This is a genomic window from Lysinibacillus sp. ACHW1.5 (assembly GCF_022014815.1).
In the GTDB taxonomy this organism is placed as follows: Bacteria; Bacillota; Bacilli; order Bacillales_A; family Planococcaceae; genus Lysinibacillus; species Lysinibacillus capsici.
Genome location: NZ_CP091777.1, coordinates 1,025,903 through 1,045,485, shown reverse-complemented (window position 1 = coordinate 1,045,485; position 19,583 = coordinate 1,025,903). Strand labels below are relative to the sequence as shown.

20 protein-coding genes are annotated in these 19,583 nt (G+C 37.9%); all 20 read right to left on the bottom strand.

Annotated features, from left to right (window positions below; all coding sequences use genetic code 11):
• Window position 1: 1 nt before the first annotated feature.
• Window positions 2–394, bottom strand: a complete 393-nt coding sequence (gene flgB / locus L6W14_RS04805; RefSeq protein ID WP_237899661.1) for a flagellar basal body rod protein FlgB — start codon at window positions 392–394, stop codon at window positions 2–4.
• A 910-nt stretch (window positions 395–1,304) separates the two neighbouring features.
• Window positions 1,305–2,084 (bottom strand): GTP-sensing pleiotropic transcriptional regulator CodY, encoded by a 780-nt coding sequence (gene codY, locus L6W14_RS04800; protein WP_004229266.1) that lies wholly within the window; start codon window positions 2,082–2,084, stop codon window positions 1,305–1,307.
• A gap of 90 nt (window positions 2,085–2,174) precedes the next feature.
• Window positions 2,175–3,575, bottom strand: a complete 1,401-nt coding sequence (gene hslU, locus L6W14_RS04795) for an ATP-dependent protease ATPase subunit HslU (RefSeq protein ID WP_004229268.1) — start codon at window positions 3,573–3,575, stop codon at window positions 2,175–2,177.
• Complete coding sequence (gene hslV, locus L6W14_RS04790; RefSeq protein WP_004229270.1) at window positions 3,575–4,120, bottom strand: ATP-dependent protease subunit HslV; 546 nt, start codon at window positions 4,118–4,120, stop codon at window positions 3,575–3,577. Before hslV ends, hslU begins: the two co-directional genes overlap by 1 nt.
• A 21-nt stretch (window positions 4,121–4,141) precedes the next feature.
• Window positions 4,142–5,041, bottom strand: coding sequence for a tyrosine recombinase XerC (gene xerC / locus L6W14_RS04785; RefSeq protein WP_004229272.1), 900 nt, complete (start codon window positions 5,039–5,041; stop codon window positions 4,142–4,144).
• A gap of 287 nt (window positions 5,042–5,328) precedes the next feature.
• The gene (gene trmFO / locus L6W14_RS04780; protein WP_016994086.1) at window positions 5,329–6,642 is read right to left on the bottom strand and encodes an FADH(2)-oxidizing methylenetetrahydrofolate--tRNA-(uracil(54)-C(5))-methyltransferase TrmFO; all 1,314 of its coding nucleotides are present in this window, start codon (window positions 6,640–6,642) and stop codon (window positions 5,329–5,331) included.
• A 19-nt stretch (window positions 6,643–6,661) separates the two neighbouring features.
• Window positions 6,662–8,740 (bottom strand): type I DNA topoisomerase, encoded by a 2,079-nt coding sequence (gene topA, locus L6W14_RS04775; RefSeq protein ID WP_131521905.1) that lies wholly within the window; start codon window positions 8,738–8,740, stop codon window positions 6,662–6,664.
• 91 nt (window positions 8,741–8,831) lie between these two features.
• Entirely contained in the window at window positions 8,832–9,728 is an 897-nt protein-coding gene (gene dprA, locus L6W14_RS04770) for a DNA-processing protein DprA (RefSeq protein ID WP_237899659.1), read from the bottom strand.
• Between the two features lie 198 nt (window positions 9,729–9,926).
• Window positions 9,927–10,829: a succinate--CoA ligase subunit alpha gene (gene sucD, locus L6W14_RS04765; protein ID WP_004229280.1), complete on the bottom strand. Its 903-nt coding sequence runs from the start codon at window positions 10,827–10,829 to the stop codon at window positions 9,927–9,929.
• A 17-nt stretch (window positions 10,830–10,846) separates the two neighbouring features.
• On the bottom strand, window positions 10,847–12,007 hold the full coding sequence (sucC, locus tag L6W14_RS04760) for an ADP-forming succinate--CoA ligase subunit beta (RefSeq protein ID WP_036080495.1): 1,161 nt from the start codon (window positions 12,005–12,007) through the stop codon (window positions 10,847–10,849).
• Window positions 12,008–12,169: 162 nt separating this feature from the next.
• Window positions 12,170–12,472 (bottom strand): EscU/YscU/HrcU family type III secretion system export apparatus switch protein, encoded by a 303-nt coding sequence (locus L6W14_RS04755; RefSeq protein WP_048391628.1) that lies wholly within the window; start codon window positions 12,470–12,472, stop codon window positions 12,170–12,172.
• Window positions 12,469–14,358, bottom strand: coding sequence for a hypothetical protein (locus tag L6W14_RS04750; RefSeq protein WP_237899651.1), 1,890 nt, complete (start codon window positions 14,356–14,358; stop codon window positions 12,469–12,471). Before L6W14_RS04750 ends, L6W14_RS04755 begins: the two co-directional genes overlap by 4 nt.
• Before the next feature lie 56 nt (window positions 14,359–14,414).
• Window positions 14,415–15,176: a ribonuclease HII gene (locus tag L6W14_RS04745; protein WP_131521908.1), complete on the bottom strand. Its 762-nt coding sequence runs from the start codon at window positions 15,174–15,176 to the stop codon at window positions 14,415–14,417.
• 164 nt (window positions 15,177–15,340) lie between these two features.
• Window positions 15,341–16,216 carry a ribosome biogenesis GTPase YlqF gene (gene ylqF / locus L6W14_RS04740; protein WP_048391635.1) on the bottom strand — a complete coding sequence of 292 codons (876 nt, stop codon included), beginning with the start codon at window positions 16,214–16,216 and terminating at the stop codon, window positions 15,341–15,343.
• A gap of 57 nt (window positions 16,217–16,273) precedes the next feature.
• Entirely contained in the window at window positions 16,274–16,843 is a 570-nt protein-coding gene (gene lepB / locus L6W14_RS04735; RefSeq protein WP_048391637.1) for a signal peptidase I, read from the bottom strand.
• Window positions 16,844–16,948: 105 nt separating this feature from the next.
• On the bottom strand, window positions 16,949–17,293 hold the full coding sequence (gene rplS, locus L6W14_RS04730; protein WP_004269407.1) for a 50S ribosomal protein L19: 345 nt from the start codon (window positions 17,291–17,293) through the stop codon (window positions 16,949–16,951).
• A gap of 116 nt (window positions 17,294–17,409) precedes the next feature.
• A complete protein-coding gene (gene trmD, locus L6W14_RS04725; RefSeq protein ID WP_066037837.1) occupies window positions 17,410–18,147 on the bottom strand; it encodes a tRNA (guanosine(37)-N1)-methyltransferase TrmD in 738 nt (245 codons plus the stop codon).
• Window positions 18,147–18,662 carry a ribosome maturation factor RimM gene (rimM, locus tag L6W14_RS04720; RefSeq protein WP_131521909.1) on the bottom strand — a complete coding sequence of 172 codons (516 nt, stop codon included), beginning with the start codon at window positions 18,660–18,662 and terminating at the stop codon, window positions 18,147–18,149. The genes trmD and rimM overlap by 1 nt, the downstream gene beginning before the upstream one ends.
• A 372-nt stretch (window positions 18,663–19,034) precedes the next feature.
• Complete coding sequence (locus L6W14_RS04715) at window positions 19,035–19,268, bottom strand: KH domain-containing protein (protein WP_004269410.1); 234 nt, start codon at window positions 19,266–19,268, stop codon at window positions 19,035–19,037.
• A gap of 15 nt (window positions 19,269–19,283) precedes the next feature.
• A complete protein-coding gene (gene rpsP / locus L6W14_RS04710) occupies window positions 19,284–19,556 on the bottom strand; it encodes a 30S ribosomal protein S16 (protein WP_004269411.1) in 273 nt (90 codons plus the stop codon).
• Window positions 19,557–19,583 lie beyond the last annotated feature (27 nt).

Genomic DNA, 19,583 nt, shown 5'->3' with positions numbered 1-19,583 from the left:
ATTACTTACCTCCTTTAATAACGGTATTCAATGTGTTTAATTTCCCATTAACACGATCGATTAGCGCATTATAATAAATTTGATTCTCTGCTAATTTCGCTTGCTCAGCATCCATATCTACAGCATTCCCATTGTTTCTATATCGCAAGTTCTCAACAATATTGACACCTGGTGTAGATTGTCGAAACGTGAAATCATAATGTCTATTATCAGTGCGGTATGCAGAAATAGTTATGCTCTTCTGCTCTTCCAACATATCCTTAAAACTAACATTTTTCGCCTTATAATTAGGTGTATCGACATTCGCGATATTATTTGCGATTGTTTTATGATTTAAAGTGGCATAGGAAAGTCCATTTTCCAGGCTACTAATAGTTCCTCCAAATAAATTCAAAACTGTTCACCTCATTTTATTTAAAATCTATGTACTTGTTAATTTATCCAATAATACAATTGTAATTAAGATGATACCTAGTGTCTATTGTCTTTTGTCACTTTTTAATAGTCTATACGCCCTATTTTTTCTCCCTCTTAACCATGACAAAACTTCCCCATCCTTTGTGTCTCTAGGCTTCAGTAAAGATTATTAATCATCTAGTTATTTTACACCATTTCGACAGTGTTTACGATTTTATTGTGAAAAATGCCTTTTTATGAGGTTAATCGCCTTTTTTAACCCTTTTAAATAAAGGTCCCTTTTTACTAGATTGACCACTAAGGGGATATTTTTTATACAGTGACTATAAGTTTATTCACCATTCTTCAAAAGTAACATATCAGCATTTTTTATATGCTAATTGTAGTGACAAATTATCGAACATTTTTAGGATAAAAGCAACGATATCCATGTTTTTATATTAATTCTCTACAAAATAAGTGCCCTAAAATTTCGAAAATACACAAAAAAGCGTCTATATTTACCATAGACACCACCATTATTTTGAAAAACAATACATTATACGAAAGATGAAATCAGCTTTCATTCCACCCTACCGGCTTGCCACTATACTTTTTTCTCACTCAGTTTAAACTTCTTAAGGAGGTGTTTAAAGTACAGAACTACCACTCTTTCACACGAGGGAATCAATTAGCCTTCTAATCCACCGTTCTACATTAAGCAAAAATTAAATCACTAGTCAGAAAACTTTTCCTCATGTTCGACTAACGGATTCATTGTACGCTCCTCTGGAAGGGACGATAACGAAAACTAAAGGCCTCTCACCTTTCGAAAAGGTCTTTTTCAACAACATAAAAAGCGTCTATGTTTACCATAGACGCTTTCATTAGCTTCTTAAAAGAAGTATTTATTTCATTTTAATTTCTGCTAAAGCATTTAAGAATTTATCGTTTAGTACTTTAATATAAGTACCTTTCATGCCTAAAGAGCGAGATTCAATGACACCTGCTGATTCAAGTTTACGTAATGCGTTTACGATCACTGAGCGTGTAATACCCACTCGATCAGCAATTTTAGAAGCAACTAGTAAGCCTTCATTACCATCAAGTTCTTCGAAAATGTGTTCAATTGCCTCTAACTCACTGTACGAAAGTGAATTAATAGCCATTTGCACGACAGCTTTGCTACGAGCTTCTTCTTCAATTTCTTCCGACTTTTCACGTAAAATTTCCATACCAACCACTGTTGCACCATACTCAGCTAAAATTAGATCATCATCTTCAAATTGTGAAGATAAACGAGCAAGGATTAATGTTCCTAAACGCTCACCACCACCAACGATTGGTACAATTGTTGTTAAAGCATTTTGGAATAAATCTTTATTTTCTACCGGGAAAGCAGTATGTTCATTATTAATATCTAAATTTGATGATGTTTCAGAGATCGTAAATAAGCTATGTGTGTATTCTTCTGGGAACTGTCTCTCTTCGAACATTTTTTTCATACGTTCATTTTCAATTTGTTGGTGAATTGAAATACCTAATAATTTACCTTTACGACTTAAAATATAGACATTACTATCGATAATATCGCCTAATGTATCGGCCATTTCCTTAAAGTTTACTGGCTTACCAGCAGAAGCTTGAAGCATCGAGTTAATTTTACGTGTTTTTTCTAATAAATTCATTATATGTTCCTCCTATAAATAATCCGAAGAGTATTTACTAAATATTCTAAAGGTTTTTTTTACTATTGAATGATACTAATCAGCTTTATCTTACAGTATAAACTGTGACAAATCTTTGTTTTTTACTATTCCCGCAAGTTTTTGATCCACATACGCCGCATTGATTGGGATACTGGCAGGCGCAATTTCAGATGCCTCAAACGATAGTTCTTCCAGTAAACGTTCTAATATCGTGTGTAAACGACGAGCTCCGATATTGTCTGTTTCCTGATTCACTTCAGTTGCTATCTCAGCAATTCGTTCAATAGCATCTGTCGTGAAATGAATTTCTACGCCTTCTGTCTCTAAAAGTGCTTTATATTGCAAAATTAATGATTGATCTGGTTCTTGTAAAATACGGACAAAATCCTGTTTTGTTAATTTTTCTAGCTCTACTCGAATTGGGAAACGGCCTTGTAACTCGGGAATTAGGTCTGATGGTTTTGACATATGAAATGCCCCAGCAGCAACAAACAGCATATAATCCGTTTTCACTGCACCATACTTTGTTGTAACCGTAGAACCTTCTACAATTGGTAAAATGTCACGTTGAACTCCTTCACGGGAGACATTCGCCGAAGTATTTCCTTCTTTACTAGCAATTTTATCGATTTCGTCAATAAAAATGATACCCGTTTGCTCAGCTCTATTAATGGCTTCCTGTGCTACTTCATCAGCATCTATCAGCTTATTTGCTTCTTCTATTGTTAAAATACGACGCGCGTCTTTTACTTGCACACGGCGTTTTTTCTGTTTTTTAGGCATTAAACTAGAGAGCATATCCTGCATACCACTATTCGCAGACATATCCATCCCAGTTCCTTGTAACGCATCAAAAATGGATGGATTTTGTTCTGTTACCTCTACAGTAACCCACTCATTTTCTAACTTACCATTGCGTAAATCAATGGCAATTTGAGCACGCTTCGAGCGAACTTCTCCATCATCTGCTGATGAATCATCATTTGTCGGTTGTTCTTTCCCACCAAATAGCATTTCAAACGGATTTTGCATCGCCTGTTTTTTACGTAAAGAAGGCACCAAAAGTTTCACGATTGCTTCATTTGCTAATTCTTCTGCTTGTTCCTTGACAGACTCCATCATTTCTTCTTTAACTAGACGGTGAGAAGCTTCTACCAAGTCACGAACCATTGATTCAACATCTCTACCCACATAGCCTACTTCGGTAAACTTTGTCGCTTCAACTTTTACAAAAGGTGCATTGGTAAGCTTTGCAATCCTTCTGGCTATTTCTGTTTTACCGACACCAGTAGGCCCAATCATCAAAATATTTTTTGGAATAACTTCAGCCTTCATATCTTCATTTAACAACGAACGACGATAGCGGTTTCGTAACGCAATAGCTACTGCTCGCTTAGCTTCATTCTGCCCAACAATGTAACGATCTAAATGCTCAGTAATTTGTCTTGGCGTTAAATTTTTTTGTGTCATTAGTTCAGCGCCTCCACGATAATATTATGATTTGTAAATACACAGATCTCAGCAGCTGTTTCTAGTGCCGCTTCAGCAATTTCACGAGCAGTCATTGTTTCACCTGCATATTTTTTTAATGCTCTACCCGCAGACAATGCATAATTGCCCCCAGAGCCAATGGCCAAAATACCATCATCAGGTTCAATCACTTCTCCTGTACCCGAAACGAGTAATAAAGTCGTTTTATCCATTACTAGTAGCATCGCTTCGAGCTGACGCAGCATTTTATCACCACGCCATTGCTTCGCTACCTCAACGGCTGCACGTTGCAAATTACCATTATATTCATTTAATTTGCCTTCAAACATTTCAAAAAGTGTAAAGGCATCCGCAACTGAACCTGCAAAACCAGCGAGGACCTGCCCATTAAACAGACGTCTGACCTTCCTTGCTGTACCCTTCATCACAACTGCATTTCCCAATGTTACTTGGCCATCACCAGCCATAGCACAGCCTCCGTTATGATGAACCGCAAATATCGTTGTTGCATGAATTTGTCCCATCTGCCTTCCTCCTTAGCTCTATTATGCCCTTGGATGAGCATTCATATATGTTTGACGAAGATGCTCTTTTGTTACATGTGTGTAAACTTGTGTAGAAGATAAATGTGAGTGACCTAATAACTCCTGCACCGTCCGTAAATCTGCGCCATTATTCAATAAATGAGTAGCAAAAGTATGGCGAAGCATGTGTGGGTAAATTTTTGTATGGAGTGAGGCCTTGTCAATCATTTCGTTTAAAATATGACGTACCCCTCTAGGAGTAAGTTCCCCACCACGCATATTGACAAACAACTGCAGATGATTCGTTTTTTTCATCAATCGTGGACGAGCTTGCTCTATGTAGTCCTGCATTGCTAAACTCGCAAATTGACCAAATGGAATGATTCGTTCTTTTCGACCTTTGCCCATTACTCGTATAATCGAATAATGAAAATCTACATCCTCTACTTGAATTGAAGTCAGTTCACTCACACGAATACCTGTTGCATATAACAGCTCTAATATAGCTATATTTCTTAATGATTTCAAATCATCACCAGTATTCGCATCAAATAACTGTTTCAATTCCTCTTCGTAGAAAAAATTAGGTAAACGTGATTCTTTTTTCGGATGATAAAGCGAACGAAAGGCTCCGTCATCTAATCCGTACTGTCTATTTAGAAAGCGAAAAAAGGAGCGTATTGAGGAAATTTTCCTTGAAATAGAAGCCCTTGCCCTTTTCTCATCGTACAACTTTGTTACATAAAGACGTGCATGTATATATTCAACACTTGCTAAATCATCGATTCCCTCCGTTTGTAAAAAGGTTAAAAAATCTAGCAGGTCTGATTCATATTCTCGCACTGTATGAACAGAGAAGTTCTTTTCAACTTGGATGTAAAGCATGAACTGTTCGAGTGCATCTTGGGACGAAACTAACACAGAAAGATTCACCACCAATAATTTATTAATAATTTTCTTAAATGACTGACACTTGTAATATAACGGATATACAATCCTTTGTCATCTCTTACAAGTTTGTATCGTTTTCCTGATCATTAATAAACATACATATTGACACTAAACCTATCTTCATAATATAGCAAGTGTAAATAGTTATATTTTGAGAAAAACTTCATACAAAATAATAAAATACGTCTAATTAAGCATTTTGTCTACAAAAAGAAAAAGCCTCTAAGAGTATAACAACTTTTAGAGGCTTTTGGCAATTAAATTGTTTGTGAATTCACAAAATTTCGAATTGTGCTTATTGCGCGTGTTGCATGCATTTCCGCACGCTCTGGCTTCGAACGACGACCAGGTGGTAAGTCAGGGAAGATGCCGAAGTTTACATTCATAGGCTGGAAGTTTTTCGACTGTGCTTCTGTTATATAACGCGCCATGCTTCCTAATGCCGTTTCGAATGGGAAAATAATCGGCTCTTGTCCTAAGGCTAAACGAGCTGCATTTATTCCTGCAATTAATCCACTACCTGCTGATTCAACATAGCCTTCTACACCAGTCATCTGACCTGCAAAGAAAATATTCTTTTGCTCACGAAGTTGATATGTTTTTTCTAAAACTTTCGGTGAATTAATGAAGGTGTTTCTGTGCATGACGCCATAGCGAACAATTTCTACATTCTCTAACCCAGGAATGAGCTGTAGCACTTCCTTTTGTGGCCCCCATTTTAAATGCGTTTGGAAGCCTACAATGTTGTAAAGCGTGCCTGCTGCATCGTCTTGACGAAGTTGAACAACTGCATATGGACGTTTTCCTGTTTTTGGATCCTCAAGACCTACTGGCTTCATCGGACCAAATAACATAGTTTTCTCTCCACGGGCTGCCATGACTTCAATTGGCATACAACCTTCAAAGTAAATTTCTTTTTCAAATTCCTTCAATGGTACAACTTCAGCTTCGATTAATGCTTGGCGGAAACGATCGAATTCTTCCTTTGTCATAGGACAGTTTAAATAAGCCGCTTCCCCTTTATCATAACGAGATTTTAAATAAACTTTATTCATATCAATACTATCTTTTTCGATAATAGGAGCTGCTGCATCGTAAAAGTATAAATAATCTAAACCCGTTAAACCTTGAATTTTTTCAGCTAAAGCTTTTGAAGTTAATGGTCCTGTTGCAATAACTGTAATACCTTCTGGAATTTCTGTGACTTCTTCATGAATAACCTCCACAAGTGGATGGTTTTTCACAGTTTCAGTTACATACCCTGCAAATTCGTGACGATCTACTGCTAAGGCACCTCCAGCAGGTACTGAACATTGGTCTGCTGCCTTTAAGATAACAGAATCTAACATACGCATTTCTTCTTTTATAACGCCTACAGCATTTGTTAACCCGTTTGCTCGCAATGAGTTAGAACAAACAAGTTCTGCAAATTTATCCGTATGGTGCGCTGGTGTCTGCTTTACTGGACGCATTTCATAAAGTTTAACTTTTATACCACGCTTAGCAATTTGCCAAGCTGCCTCACTACCTGCCAGCCCTGCTCCAATTACATTTACTACTTGTTCAGTCATGTTTCTTACCATCTTCCTATCATTGAGTTGGTGCTTCTTCATAGTCACACTTCGTACATTGAATTTGCACACCTTTTTTTATCTTTTTCTCTACTAATAATGCACTACATTTTGGACATGGTCTATTAATCGGCTTGTCCCATGAGACAAATTCACATTCAGGATACTGATTGCAACCATAGAATAGACGCTTTGTTTTACTTTTTCGCTCCACTATCTCGCCCGTTTCACAGGAAGGGCATTTCACACCAATAGGCTTCATAATCGCTTTTGTATTTCTACAATCAGGGAAATTAGAACAAGCCATAAATTTGCCATATCGTCCAAGCTTATAGACCATTGGAGATCCACAAAGCTCACAGTCTTCCCCTGCAGGCTCATCTTTAATGACAACCTTTTCCATAGCTTCATCCGCATGTTTTACATGGACTTCAAAGTCTTTGTAAAATTCCTCCACGACTTTTTTCCATTGTCGATTGCCTTCTTCAATATCATCTAAATCTTGTTCCATTTGTGCTGTGAATTCGATATTTATGATATCTGGGAAAAATTCTAGTACGAGTTGGTGTACGATCTCTCCTAGCTCTGTTGGCATAAAGCGTTTAGCATCTAATACAACATAGCCACGGCGCTGAATTGTATCGAGGGTCGGTGCATATGTGGACGGGCGCCCAATTCCTAGTTCTTCCATTGTTTTAACAAGTCGCGCCTCAGAATAACGTGGTGGTGGCTGTGTAAAATGTTGTTTAGGCTCAATTTCGAGCGATTTTACTTGATCACCAATTTCCATCTCAGGTAAAAGTTTTGTCGTCTCTTCAGTTTGATCATCAGTACCTTCAATATATAGTTTCATAAAGCCTGCGAATTTAACTTGTGAGCCGTTTGCACGGAATAAAACATCACCATTTTGAAGATCTACAGCTACAGTATCAAGTACTGCTGGTGCCATTTGACTCGCAATAAAGCGCTCCCAAATTAAACGATATAAGCGTAGCTGATCACGGCTAAGTACTGCCTTTAATTCATCTGGTGTGCGCATTGTACTTGTTGGGCGTATTGCTTCGTGCGCATCCTGTGCATTTGAAGCTTTCTTTGTTTGTTTTATATCTGTTGCAATGTATTCTTTTCCATATTTACCCTCAATGTAAGTAACTGCTTCTGCTTTTGCCGTATCAGAAATACGTGTGGAATCGGTACGCATATAAGTAATTAACCCGACTGTTCCCTCTTTTTTTCCAATATCTATACCTTCGTATAATTGCTGAGCTAGCATCATGGTCTTCTTAGCACGGAAATTTAATTTTCGTGCTGCTTCTTGCTGTAAAGATGATGTTGTAAAGGCTGGTGCAGCATTACGCTTACGTTCTTTTTTCGTTACATTGACAACATCAAAGTTTGTTCCTTTAACATCTTTTAAGATTGCCTTGACTTGTGCTTCATTTGTTAATTTTATTTTGTCTTTACCATTTCCATAGTAAAGGGCATCAAATGATTTTTTTCCCTTTTCAAACGTTCCTTCAATTGTCCAATATTCTTCAGGTTGGAAGTTTTTAATTTCATTTTCACGATCAATGATCATGCGTAGTGCTACAGATTGTACTCGACCTGCCGATAAACCTTTTTTCACCTTTTTCCATAGAATCGGGCTAATGTTATAACCAACAAGTCGATCCAATATACGTCTTGTTTGCTGCGCATCTACTAAATCCATGTTAATTGGACGTGGATTTTTAAAAGACTCTATAATTGCATCTTTAGTAATTTCATTAAATACAACACGACAATCTGAGTGAATATCAATATTTAATGCAGTCGCAAGGTGCCAAGCAATTGCTTCTCCCTCGCGGTCTGGATCGGCTGCTAGATAAACTTTCTTTACTTTTTTAGCTGCAGACTTTAATTCCTGTAACACAGGTCCTTTACCACGTATCGTAATATATTTAGGCTCGAAATTATTTTCCGCGCTAACGCCCATCTGACTACGTGGAAGATCCCGTACGTGTCCAACCGACGCTTTCACTTTATATTTCTTTCCTAAATACCGTTCAATTGTTTTTGCTTTTGCTGGTGATTCTACAATCACTAAATAATCCGCCATCTATGTCTCCCCCTTAGCGAGGTCTATTACTAATTTTTTAAGTTACCTGTTGCAAAATGTATAACAGATTTTAAGATAATGCAACTTTTTTTCAATTTTTGTTAGAAAAGAGGTCTAATGTTTCAAGGATTTGATGACCATTCACTATGGGAATTGCTCCTTCAAAAAGCAATTGATTTGTCCCTTTTGATTGCGTTGCGTCTATAGGTCCTGGCACCACAAACACATCTTTTCCTTGCTCTAATGCAAGCTCTGTTGTAATAAGCGTGCCACTTTTTAATGCCGCTTCTGTCACAACTAATGCTTGAGATAAACCACTAATGATTCGGTTACGCATTGGGAAATGCCATTTTTCAGGCTTCATATAGGGAGGATATTCTGTCATTAATAACTGTTGCTCTGCCATTTGCGTAGCGAGAATGCGGTTTTCTGATGGATAGAGATAATTAAAACCATGTCCAAGCACAGCTATTGTATGACCGCCCATATCGATAGTCGCCCTATGTGCCATTGTATCTGCACCTCTTGCAAGCCCACTAACAACCGTATAATCACGTTGAATAAGCGGCGGAACAATTAAGTCTATCGCTCTTTTTGAATACGCTGTCGCCTTCCTAGAGCCTATAATAGCTATCTGTTTTTTGTTTGTTAACAGGGAATATTGACCTTTCACATACAATACAGTAGGTGGACTTGATATTTCAAATAATTGCGCCGGGAAATAAGGATGATAAAACGGGATGGGGAATATATTAGCCCGTGCATAGGCCTCTTCAAGTGGTGTTGTCATAATTTGTCGAAAGCGCTGAGAAAGTTGATGTGCTTTTTGTGCCGATATTTGTAAAACTTTTGCGAGGTCGTCATAATGAATGTCTTCAAAAGAGCTTAAAATATTCACAGGGGACAACAATTGCTGAAGTTTCTGTAGTGGTAATGGGTACACATAATGTAAGGCTAGTAATCTCTGCGTATCTACTGCGAGAATCATTCAATAAACCTCCTTTTATAATAGAAGAAATTAAATGACCGCATGATAATTTTCAACACAACATTGCATTATTTTTTATAACATCTGCCACAAAATTGTTGATTTCTTCATCAGTAAGTAGGTAATTGTTGAATGAAGTATGATAAACAGTGTATAAATAATGAAAAAGATGTAGCCGTAATGGCTACATCTTCCATTTTAATGGGTTTTACACTTTTCGTATAGCCCTTTTTCTTTAATTACTTTAATCAATGTTTCACCAATTACAGAAGGTGTTTCTGCAACTTCAATACCAGCTTCGTTCATTGCTTTAATTTTCTCCGCTGCTGTTCCTTTACCACCAGAAATGATAGCACCAGCGTGACCCATACGTTTGCCAGGAGGTGCAGTTTGTCCACCAATAAAGCCTACAACAGGTTTTGTCATATTTGCCTTAATCCATGCCGCTGCTTCTTCCTCAGCTGTACCACCGATTTCACCAATCATAACAACTGCGTATGTTTCTGGATCATTATTAAAGGCTTCAAGTACATCAATGAAGTTTGTACCGTTGACAGGGTCTCCACCAATACCTACTGCAGTTGTTTGACCAATTCCAGCTTGTGTTAATTGGTGTACTGCTTCATATGTTAATGTACCAGAACGAGAAACAACTCCTACATGGCCTTTTGTATGAATATAACCAGGCATGATACCAATTTTACATTCATCAGCTGTAATAACACCTGGACAGTTTGGACCTACTAGTCGAGTGTTTTTGCCTTCCATATAACGTTTAACCTTAACCATATCAAGGACAGGAATATGCTCTGTGATACAGATTGTTAATTCTAATTCAGCATCAACAGCTTCTAAAATTGCATCTGCCGCAAATGGTGCAGGTACATAGATAACTGAAGTTGTAGCACCTGTTGCAGCTACAGCTTCTGCTACTGTATTGAAAACAGGAACTCCCTCGATTTCAAGTCCACCTTTACCTGGTGTTACACCTGCTACGATTTTAGTACCATACTCAAGCATTTGCTTCGTATGGAAAAGAGCTGTTTCGCCCGTAATCCCTTGTACAATTACCTTCGTATCTTTGTTAATAAATACAGCCATTGTTCTCCCTGCCTTCCTTAGCCTACTAGTCCCACAATTTTTTGTGCACCGTCAGCCATTGAATCCGCTGCAACGATGTTTAAACCAGATGCATTTAAAATTTCTTTTCCAAGCTCAACATTTGTACCTTCTAAGCGTACAACTAATGGCACAGCTAAACCAATCTCTTTAGCAGCCGTTACAACACCCTCAGCAATAATGTTACACTTCATAATTCCACCAAAGATGTTTACGAAAATGCCTTTTACGTTTGGATCAGAAAGGATAATTTTGAAAGCCTCTGTTACTTTTTCAGCTGTTGCACCGCCCCCTACATCTAGGAAGTTAGCAGGGCTTCCGCCATAATAACTAATTGTATCCATCGTTGCCATTGCAAGACCAGCACCGTTAACCATACAGCCAATATTTCCATCTAATGAAATATAGCTTAGGTCATATTTTGAAGCTTCGATTTCTTTTGCATCTTCTTCGTCAAAATCGCGTAATTCGACAATATCCTTATGTCGATATAATGCATTGGCATCAAAATTGAATTTAGCATCTAATGCTACTACTTCGCCTTGTCCAGTTACAACAAGTGGATTAATTTCTACAATTGATGCATCTTTGTCGATAAATGCTTGATATAAGCCTAACATTAATTTAACAGCTTTCCCTACAAGGTTTGCTGGAATATTCATATTAAACGCCATACGACGTGCTTGGAAGCTTGTTAATCCAACTACAGGATCCACAACTTCTTTGAAGATTTTTTCTGGATTTGTTTCTGCTACTTCTTCAATATCCATACCGCCTTCTTCAGATCCCATCACTGTTACACGAGATGTGGCACGGTCTAATACTAGACTTAAATAGTATTCTTTTTGGATATCAGAACCCTCTTCAATATACAAACGTTTTACTTCTTTTCCTTCTGGACCTGTTTGATGAGTCACTAAAATTTTTCCTAATAACTCTTTTGCGTATGTGCGCACCTCGTCAAGGTTTTTAGCGATTTTGACACCGCCTGCTTTACCGCGTCCACCTGCATGGATTTGCGCCTTGACTACTGTTACGTTTGAGCCAAGTTCCTTCGCTACTTTTACTGCTTCATCAGGGGAAAAAGCAACTTTTCCGTTTGGTACAGCTACACCATATTTTCTCAGAATCTCTTTCCCTTGATATTCATGGATATTCATAATACATCCTCCCATCAAACATTTGCATAGAATTGTTTTACTAACATAGACTATTCTAACGAAAGATTCTGATAAAGTCTACACTTTGTCTTTAGTTCGAATTTTCTCTCTTATTATGACGTTTTTTTCTATTTTGTGTACTAAAACAGCTTGTAAAAATAATCAGAATAATTCATTTTTTCTATATTTTTGCGCATGTTGCTGATCCAAACGATAAATAAATGCGAAAACTTCTGCTACTGCCTGATATAATTCTTCAGGAATAGACTCATTTAAATCTAATTGACCAAGTAACTGCACAAGGTTAGGATCCTCATAAATCGGCACATTATGCTCATTTGCTCTTGCCAAAATGTTCTCGGCAATTTTCCCTTTTCCCTTTGCTACAACAGTGGGACTATCAAATTGACCAAGCTTATACGTAAGCGCAATTGCCTCTTTTCGAGTAAGTTTTTCTTCGCTCATACGCGGATATCCACCCCACTCTGCTCCTCTCGCTGTTCTACTACAGGACCTACTTTTTCCGTTTGCCCTTTATCAAATTGTTTAATAAACACACCTGAAAGTTGATAATTTTTTTCAGCCAGTCCAATTTTTAAAGCAGCCTTCAACGGCTCAGCAAGTGATTGAATTTCCGAATTTTCATTAAAGACCGTTACTGTGACAACTCTATTTTGAACCTGCATATCAATCACTGTTTCTTGCATAGATGCCATTTGTAAATAAAATAATACGCGTGCATAGTTAGCATCAATTTTGCCATTATCTTTCATGCGACCATTCCATTGTAAGGTTGCATCCATCTTCTTGCCAAAAAATTCAAGTGGAACTTGCATGATGAGCTGATGTTGGTGACCATTTTCTCCCGAAGATAGCTGCATTCCATTCATACGCGTCATAAGCATCTCTGCCGCTTCCTTCATTTGAGGTGGTATATTAGTTTCCTGCAATAATGTATGGAGTTGTGGCTTTAGCTGATGCGCAATCATGTGTAAATCAGCCGACTTGTTTCCGAGTGTAGCCTCATAGCTAATGCCTAAATTTTTCAACACCGTTTTAAGTGCATGTTCCATTGCTTTACTATCCATCGAATTTTGTACTAGTGCATCTGCTTGTGTCACAATTTGCTGTATAAATGGTTGCGAAGAATTAATACTATTTTTCACCAGATTGCGCATGAGTGCCTCAGTCTGTGAAGGAGAATGGGCCTCTTGTTTAAATAGGGATAACAAATGATCCTTCATCGAAAGTGTGTGGGCATCTTGTGTAAACAAACGATCAGCTGTATTTTGAGTAAATGCTTTTAATAGCTGATCCTGCATTTGTTTAGCAAAAACATCTAGCGTTTGTTTTGATACTGGTAACTGATTAAAGCGTTCCACCAGCTGATTGATTTGCTGTTTTTGCTCATTTGTTAATAAATTTTGACTTTCTGTCCATGATTTAAGCTGTGCCACCAGTTGACTAGCATTTTCTGGCTTTGTAGCAAGAATGGTTTGAATAACTTGACCAGCTTGCTGTATTGGCTGAAAGGCTTTTGCTTCATTCATCTTTGACCAGTTTTGTAATGTAGCCTGCTGGGGAAGAATTCCCGACTCTTTTAGCATTGATAAAGCTTGCATTTTTTCATTCATTGTCGCAGCACTATTCGTTAAACTTTGTAAAAGCCTTGCAAGCACTGCACTGCCTGTTTCTACTTCAAAGGGCTTGGCAATCGCTTGTACTTGTTGCATTAAATTTTGCCTCAATGACTCAGATAGGGTTGTATCCTTCGCTAAAAGCTGAGCAAAGTTATCCATGATAGCGGTCATCCCAGATGTCTTTTGACCACTCATCAATGCTTGAAACACATCGTTTATCATAGGCATTTTAAGCTCTATCATTTTTTGAATGGTTTGTAGAGCATCTACTTTTGATATACCCTCTGGCAAGGCCTTTAACCACATTTCTGCTTGCAGCATTTGTTCTTTAGAAATGGGTAGCTGCGCTTTCATAAAATGCCCTAATAATTGCTGCATCTCTGGTGATTTAGGCAAATTCATGGAATCTAACAACTGATTAATTTGCTGACTTGGTGTAGATGCCTGCGCCATCGGTCCAGTCACTATTTTCAATTCCGTTTGTGGATTTGTCCCTGTTACCTGAAAGAAGTGGGCATCCCCAGCTTTTAACGGCACTTCGAGTTTAGCTATAAATTTTTGATTACCTACTTGGATTTCTGCCATTTGATCTGGATATAATTGCTTAATTGTTCCGTGAAATACTTGACCTTGTTTTAAAGCAAGTGGTTGATTTGTCGAAGTCATTGCATTTTGCTGCAATTGAATTGGATTAAATGATGTGGCTGTCATATACATACTCCTTTCATCAATTACTCCTTCGTGTAATTGTCTACCGTTTTTTAGCTTTATGAAAACATAGATTTTATTGGTTCAAATGATTTACGATGGTGAATAGTTGGTCCAAATTCTTCTAACGCTTTTAAATGTTGCTTAGTCCCATACCCTGCATGTTGCCCAAAACCATACATTGGAAATTCCTCGTCTAATTGCTCCATATACTCATCCCTTGCCGTTTTAGCTAAAATGGATGCGGCTGCTATCGCTAAGCTCTTAGCATCTCCTTTTATAATCGAATCTTGAGGAATTGTAATAGGCAATGTCATTGCATCTACTAAAACAACATCGGGCTTCGTTGACAATGATTCAACACTTACCTTCATAGATTGTTTTGTTGCCTCATATATATTCAGTTCATCAATTTGTTGGGCAGATTGAAAATGAATAAAATAGCTTATGGCATGCTCTTTAATTAATGTAGCAAAGCCGTTTCGTTTATCCTTCGATAATTGCTTCGAGTCATTCAGACCAACAAGTGCCTCACAATTTGTCGGTAAAATTACTGCTGCCGTTACGACTGGTCCTGCTAGTGGTCCTCTTCCTGCTTCATCTACACCCGCAATAAATGTATCTGTTCCCCCATAACTTAAATCAAATGTAACTTTTTTTTGATGCTCTTGCAGTAATTGATGTTTTTTATCTTGTCTCTTTTGCCAAGTTAGCCAAGCCTTTTGTACACCTGCTCTTTCATCGGCTGCAACTTCTTTCATCCAATCTTGCCATTCCTCAGCAGCTTTCAATGCAGTTGTAATTTCCTTAATGGTTTTCATTGTGTACTCCTTCTTGCTTCTATTCATTCAAACTATATCATGGTCAGTTCTTATGTAGTCTCTTTAACTTGAAAACTATTTTCCTCTCTATAGTCATTATCGGTTAAAAAATGTATTCCTAAAAGAAAAACTGTCACAAAAGAACGCGTGACAGTTTTAAATACTTATAATTGTTCAGTTTCCTTTTCTAACTGCTCATCCACAAAATCAAAGGTAAGTTTACCTAATTGTAATCCACGGATATCTCGAACAATTAGTTGAGCTACTTGATCATAATCTATTTCTCCACCAGGACCAAATACACGACGCAGCTTACCAATATGGTCAAAAGTATCCACTAACTCCTCATGGATAAACTCAAGACCGTAACGCTCCTCCATACGCTTTGGATAATGATTAGATAAGAAGCGTAACCCATAGACAGCTAGGTCTTCCATATTTGTAATAGTATCCTTAATAGCACCAGTTAAAGCTAATTTAAAGCCTACTTCTTGATCCTCAAACTTCGGCCATAAAATACCTGGTGTATCCAATAGTTCAAGCTCTTTACCAACTTTGATCCATTGCTGTGCCTTTGTCACACCTGGTGTATTGCCTGTTTTAGCGATATTTTTTTTCGCTAATCGATTTATCAATGTAGATTTTCCCACGTTTGGAATACCCACAATCATGGCACGAATAGCTCTAGGCTTCATTCCTCTTGCTTTCATGCGATCAAATTTTTCTTTTAAAATATCTTGTGCCGCTTTTGTGACTTGCTGTAAGCCCTTGCCCTCAAGTGAGTTAATGGCTACTGCTTTATGGCCACGCTTTGCAAAATACTCTACCCATTTCCGTGTTTCTTGTTCATCTGCCATATCCGCTTTATTTAAGATCAAAAGACGAGGTTTTTGGTTAATGACTTCGTCAATCATCGGATTACGTGAGGATAGCGGTAAACGTGCATCTATTAATTCAAAGATAATATCGACAAGCTTTAATTTTTCAGTTACTTCACGTCGGGCTTTAGCCATATGCCCTGGAAACCATTGTATCGTCACAGCTATACCTCCTAAACTAAAAGAAAAAGGGAGTGATTATGCTCTCCCTTTCTTACATTACTTTACAATTTTTATATCACTAAATGGCCAGAAAATCAGACTGGTATTACCGATAATTTCTTTTTGGTTAACAAGGCCAATATGTCGACTGTCTTTACTATATCGACGATTATCTCCCATAACAAAGATATACCCCTCAGGAATGGTATTGCTATCCAAGGAAACATCAATGTCATTTAAGGTGAAATCTTCTGTTAAAGTGCCCTCTGTGATTTGCGCTTTATAGGCATCTAAATAGGGTTCTTCAATTGGTTCACCATTTATATACAATTGATCATCCTTATACTCTAGTGTATCTCCTGGCAATCCAATTACACGCTTTATGTAATTTTTTTGTTCAGGTGCATGAAATACAACGATATCAAAACGTTTAGGCTCACCTATTTTATAACCAATTTTATTCACAATCATTCGGTCGCCATCTTCAAGGGTTGGCATCATGGACTCTCCATCAACTGCAATGGGTGTAAATAAAAAATATCGAATAACTGCAGCAATCGCAAATGCAATTAATAGTGCTTTTGTCCATTCCCATAATTCATTTTTTTCTTTCACTTGTTTTTCCATTGAGAATTGCCCCCTTGTCTAACACCATTTTAGATGATAGTCAATAAAGATGACAAGCAAAAAGAAAAGAGGCTTGAACACAAGCCCCTCACTTTTAAGTCATAATTATCGAATTTCTTTAATACGAGCAGCTTTACCACGTAGGTTACGTAGGTAGTAAAGTTTAGCACGACGTACTTTACCACGACGTACAACTTCTAAGTTAGCGATTTTTGGTGTGTGTACAGGGAATGTACGCTCAACACCTACACCATAAGAAATTTTACGAACTGTGAAAGTTTCGCTAATTCCGCCACCACGACGTTTAATTACTACACCTTCGAAAATTTGGATACGTTCACGAGTACCCTCTACTACTTTCACGTGTACCTTAACAGTATCACCAGGACGGAAAGTTGGTAGATCAGAGCGAAGCTGAGATTTTGTAATTTCTGCAATAATGTTTGACATTGTTTTCTCTCCTTAGACAGATGCTCATGCACGCAATCTATGCCACAGCGGAACACCGTAATTCAGTACTCTACATAGAAGTACAGATTAGATGTTATCATAAATAGATTCAGCAATCAAGCATCTAGACGATTGTTTTTTAGTTTTTCTAGATACAATTTTTGCTTGTCTGTTAATGGGTATTGCTCCAGTAAGTCAGGACGGCGCTCAAAAGTTCTCTTCAGCGACTGTTCCTCTCGCCATTGCTCGATTTTAGCATGATTCCCCGATAATAAAACATCAGGTACCTTCATGCCACGGAACTCCGCAGGACGTGTATAATGTGGATGCTCAAGTAGACCCGTTGAAAAAGAATCCTGGATATGAGAATCCTCTTGCCCTAAGACACCAGGTAACAATCTCACTACGCTATCAATAACAGTCATAGCACCTAGTTCCCCACCTGTTAAGACAAAATCGCCAATAGAAATCTCGTCTGTCACGAGATGCTGCCGTATACGCTCATCATAACCTTCATAATGACCACATAGGAACACTAACTCGGTCTCCTGCGCTAGCTCCTCTGCTTTTTTCTGGGTAAATCGTTCACCCTGAGGACACATTAATATGATACGTGGCTGTTTCCCTGCAGTTATAGCCTCTACTGCACTAAACATTGGTTCAGGCTTTAATACCATACCTGCACCTCCACCATATGGATAGTCGTCAACCTGATTATGCTTGTTCCCTGAAAATGTACGAATATCCGTTACCTCTAAATTTACAGCTCCCTTTTCTTGTGCCTTCTTTAAAATAGATGCACCAAAAACGCCCGAAAACATATCAGGGAACAGGCTCAATACATGAATATTCATCATAATAAGCCTTCCATAACATGAATGACTATTTTTTTGTCTATAACATCAATATCTTTCACGATATCTTCTATATAAGGGATATAATGTTCTTTCTTAGTCCCTTTCACTACCCATACATCGTTTGCCCCTGTTTGCAGGATATCTGCTACAACACCGATTGTTTCGCCCTCTTCAGAAATAACTGTGCAGCCTATTATTTCATGGAAAAAGAACTCATTTTCTTCAAGAAGATCATCACTCATTTGATCCTTTGTCACTTTCAACATGCCTTCTTTAAATGGCTCAACCAAGTTGATATTGTTCATGCCTTCAAAAGTTAATAAAATAAAGTTTTTATGACGACGCACAGATTCAATCGTTACCCAGGTTGGCTTCTTATCGTCCTTTTTAAAGGCAGCAAGCTTATTTCCTACTGTAAAGCGCTCTTCTTCAAAGTCTGTTGTCGATAATACACGTACCTCACCACGAATACCGTGCGTATTGACAATTCGACCTACATTAAACCATTCCATTCTATTTCACCTCGTAAAAACATGCTTATCTTCACAAAGCATCTGGCTCATCCCAAAAAGGTTCCGTTCTTGCAGATGTGCTTTGGAAGAATGTAGTTTTAGCTAAGACGCATTTGTCTTGTCAACAATAATATAAGCAATATCCTTTAGCTATACTCCTTATTTAAGCTTTATTTTCCACTTAAAGAGCAGTCATAGCGATATGCTGATGTTAAAAAAAGATAAAAAAAGGAAGGAACCTACAAGCTCCCTCCTTTTTCGTCCAGATTTTACGCTTTATACTAAAAGGCCACTTCGAACTCCTAAGCGACATGTAAACACACCTATCAGGACTCACTAGTACTTGTTGCAAGAGCGTGAAAATCTTTTCTATTAATCCAATATATCGACGTAGGTCTTCTTTTGATGGTGACTACCTGCCGCTGAATAAACAATTGTACGAATCGCTTTTGCTACTCGCCCTTGCTTGCCTATGACTTTCCCTCTATCCTCTGGATGAACAAAAAGTTTATAAACAATTCGATTTGCATTTTCATCCGTCTCAATACGAACTTCTTCTGGATAATCGACTAACGGTAAAACGATTGCTTCAATCAGCTGCTTCAAAGACGTCGCCCCCGATTATTTACTGAATTTTTGGTTATGGAATTTTTCCATGATACCTTGTTCTGAGAACAGGTTACGTACTGTATCTGATGGTTTTGCACCGTCAGCTAACCATTTAAGAGCTTTCTCTTCATCAATGTTTACAGTAGCTGGTTGAGTTAGTGGGTTGTAAGTTCCAACTGTTTCGATTTGACGACCGTCACGTGGTGAACGAGCGTCTGCAACTACGATACGATAGAAAGGAGATTTTTTAGCTCCCATACGTTTTAAGCGAATTTTAACTGCCATTTTAATAGCACCTCCGAATAAGTTTCA

Bases quoted from the DNA above. Each gene is read 5' to 3' on its own strand.
- sucC (WP_036080495.1), bottom strand. From the start codon at position 12,007: ATGAATATCCATGAATATCAAGGGAAAGAGATTCTGAGAAAATATGGT.
- hslV (WP_004229270.1), bottom strand. From the start codon at position 4,120: ATGGGACAAATTCATGCAACAACGATATTTGCGGTTCATCATAACGGA.
- codY (WP_004229266.1), bottom strand. From the start codon at position 2,084: ATGAATTTATTAGAAAAAACACGTAAAATTAACTCGATGCTTCAAGCT.
- rplS (WP_004269407.1), bottom strand. From the start codon at position 17,293: ATGTCAAACATTATTGCAGAAATTACAAAATCTCAGCTTCGCTCTGAT.
- trmFO (WP_016994086.1), bottom strand. From the start codon at position 6,642: ATGACTGAACAAGTAGTAAATGTAATTGGAGCAGGGCTGGCAGGTAGT.
- sucD (WP_004229280.1), bottom strand. From the start codon at position 10,829: ATGGCTGTATTTATTAACAAAGATACGAAGGTAATTGTACAAGGGATT.
- dprA (WP_237899659.1), bottom strand. From the start codon at position 9,728: ATGATTCTCGCAGTAGATACGCAGAGATTACTAGCCTTACATTATGTG.
- L6W14_RS04755 (WP_048391628.1), bottom strand. From the start codon at position 12,472: ATGAGCGAAGAAAAACTTACTCGAAAAGAGGCAATTGCGCTTACGTAT.
- topA (WP_131521905.1), bottom strand. From the start codon at position 8,740: ATGGCGGATTATTTAGTGATTGTAGAATCACCAGCAAAAGCAAAAACA.
- lepB (WP_048391637.1), bottom strand. From the start codon at position 16,843: ATGGAAAAACAAGTGAAAGAAAAAAATGAATTATGGGAATGGACAAAA.
- L6W14_RS04745 (WP_131521908.1), bottom strand. From the start codon at position 15,176: ATGAAAACCATTAAGGAAATTACAACTGCATTGAAAGCTGCTGAGGAA.
- rpsP (WP_004269411.1), bottom strand. From the start codon at position 19,556: ATGGCAGTTAAAATTCGCTTAAAACGTATGGGAGCTAAAAAATCTCCT.
- L6W14_RS04750 (WP_237899651.1), bottom strand. From the start codon at position 14,358: ATGACAGCCACATCATTTAATCCAATTCAATTGCAGCAAAATGCAATG.
- rimM (WP_131521909.1), bottom strand. From the start codon at position 18,662: ATGGAATGGTTTAATGTAGGTCGAATTGTCAATACGCACGGTATTCGT.
- hslU (WP_004229268.1), bottom strand. From the start codon at position 3,575: ATGACACAAAAAAATTTAACGCCAAGACAAATTACTGAGCATTTAGAT.
- trmD (WP_066037837.1), bottom strand. From the start codon at position 18,147: ATGAATATTCATGTATTGAGCCTGTTCCCTGATATGTTTTCGGGCGTT.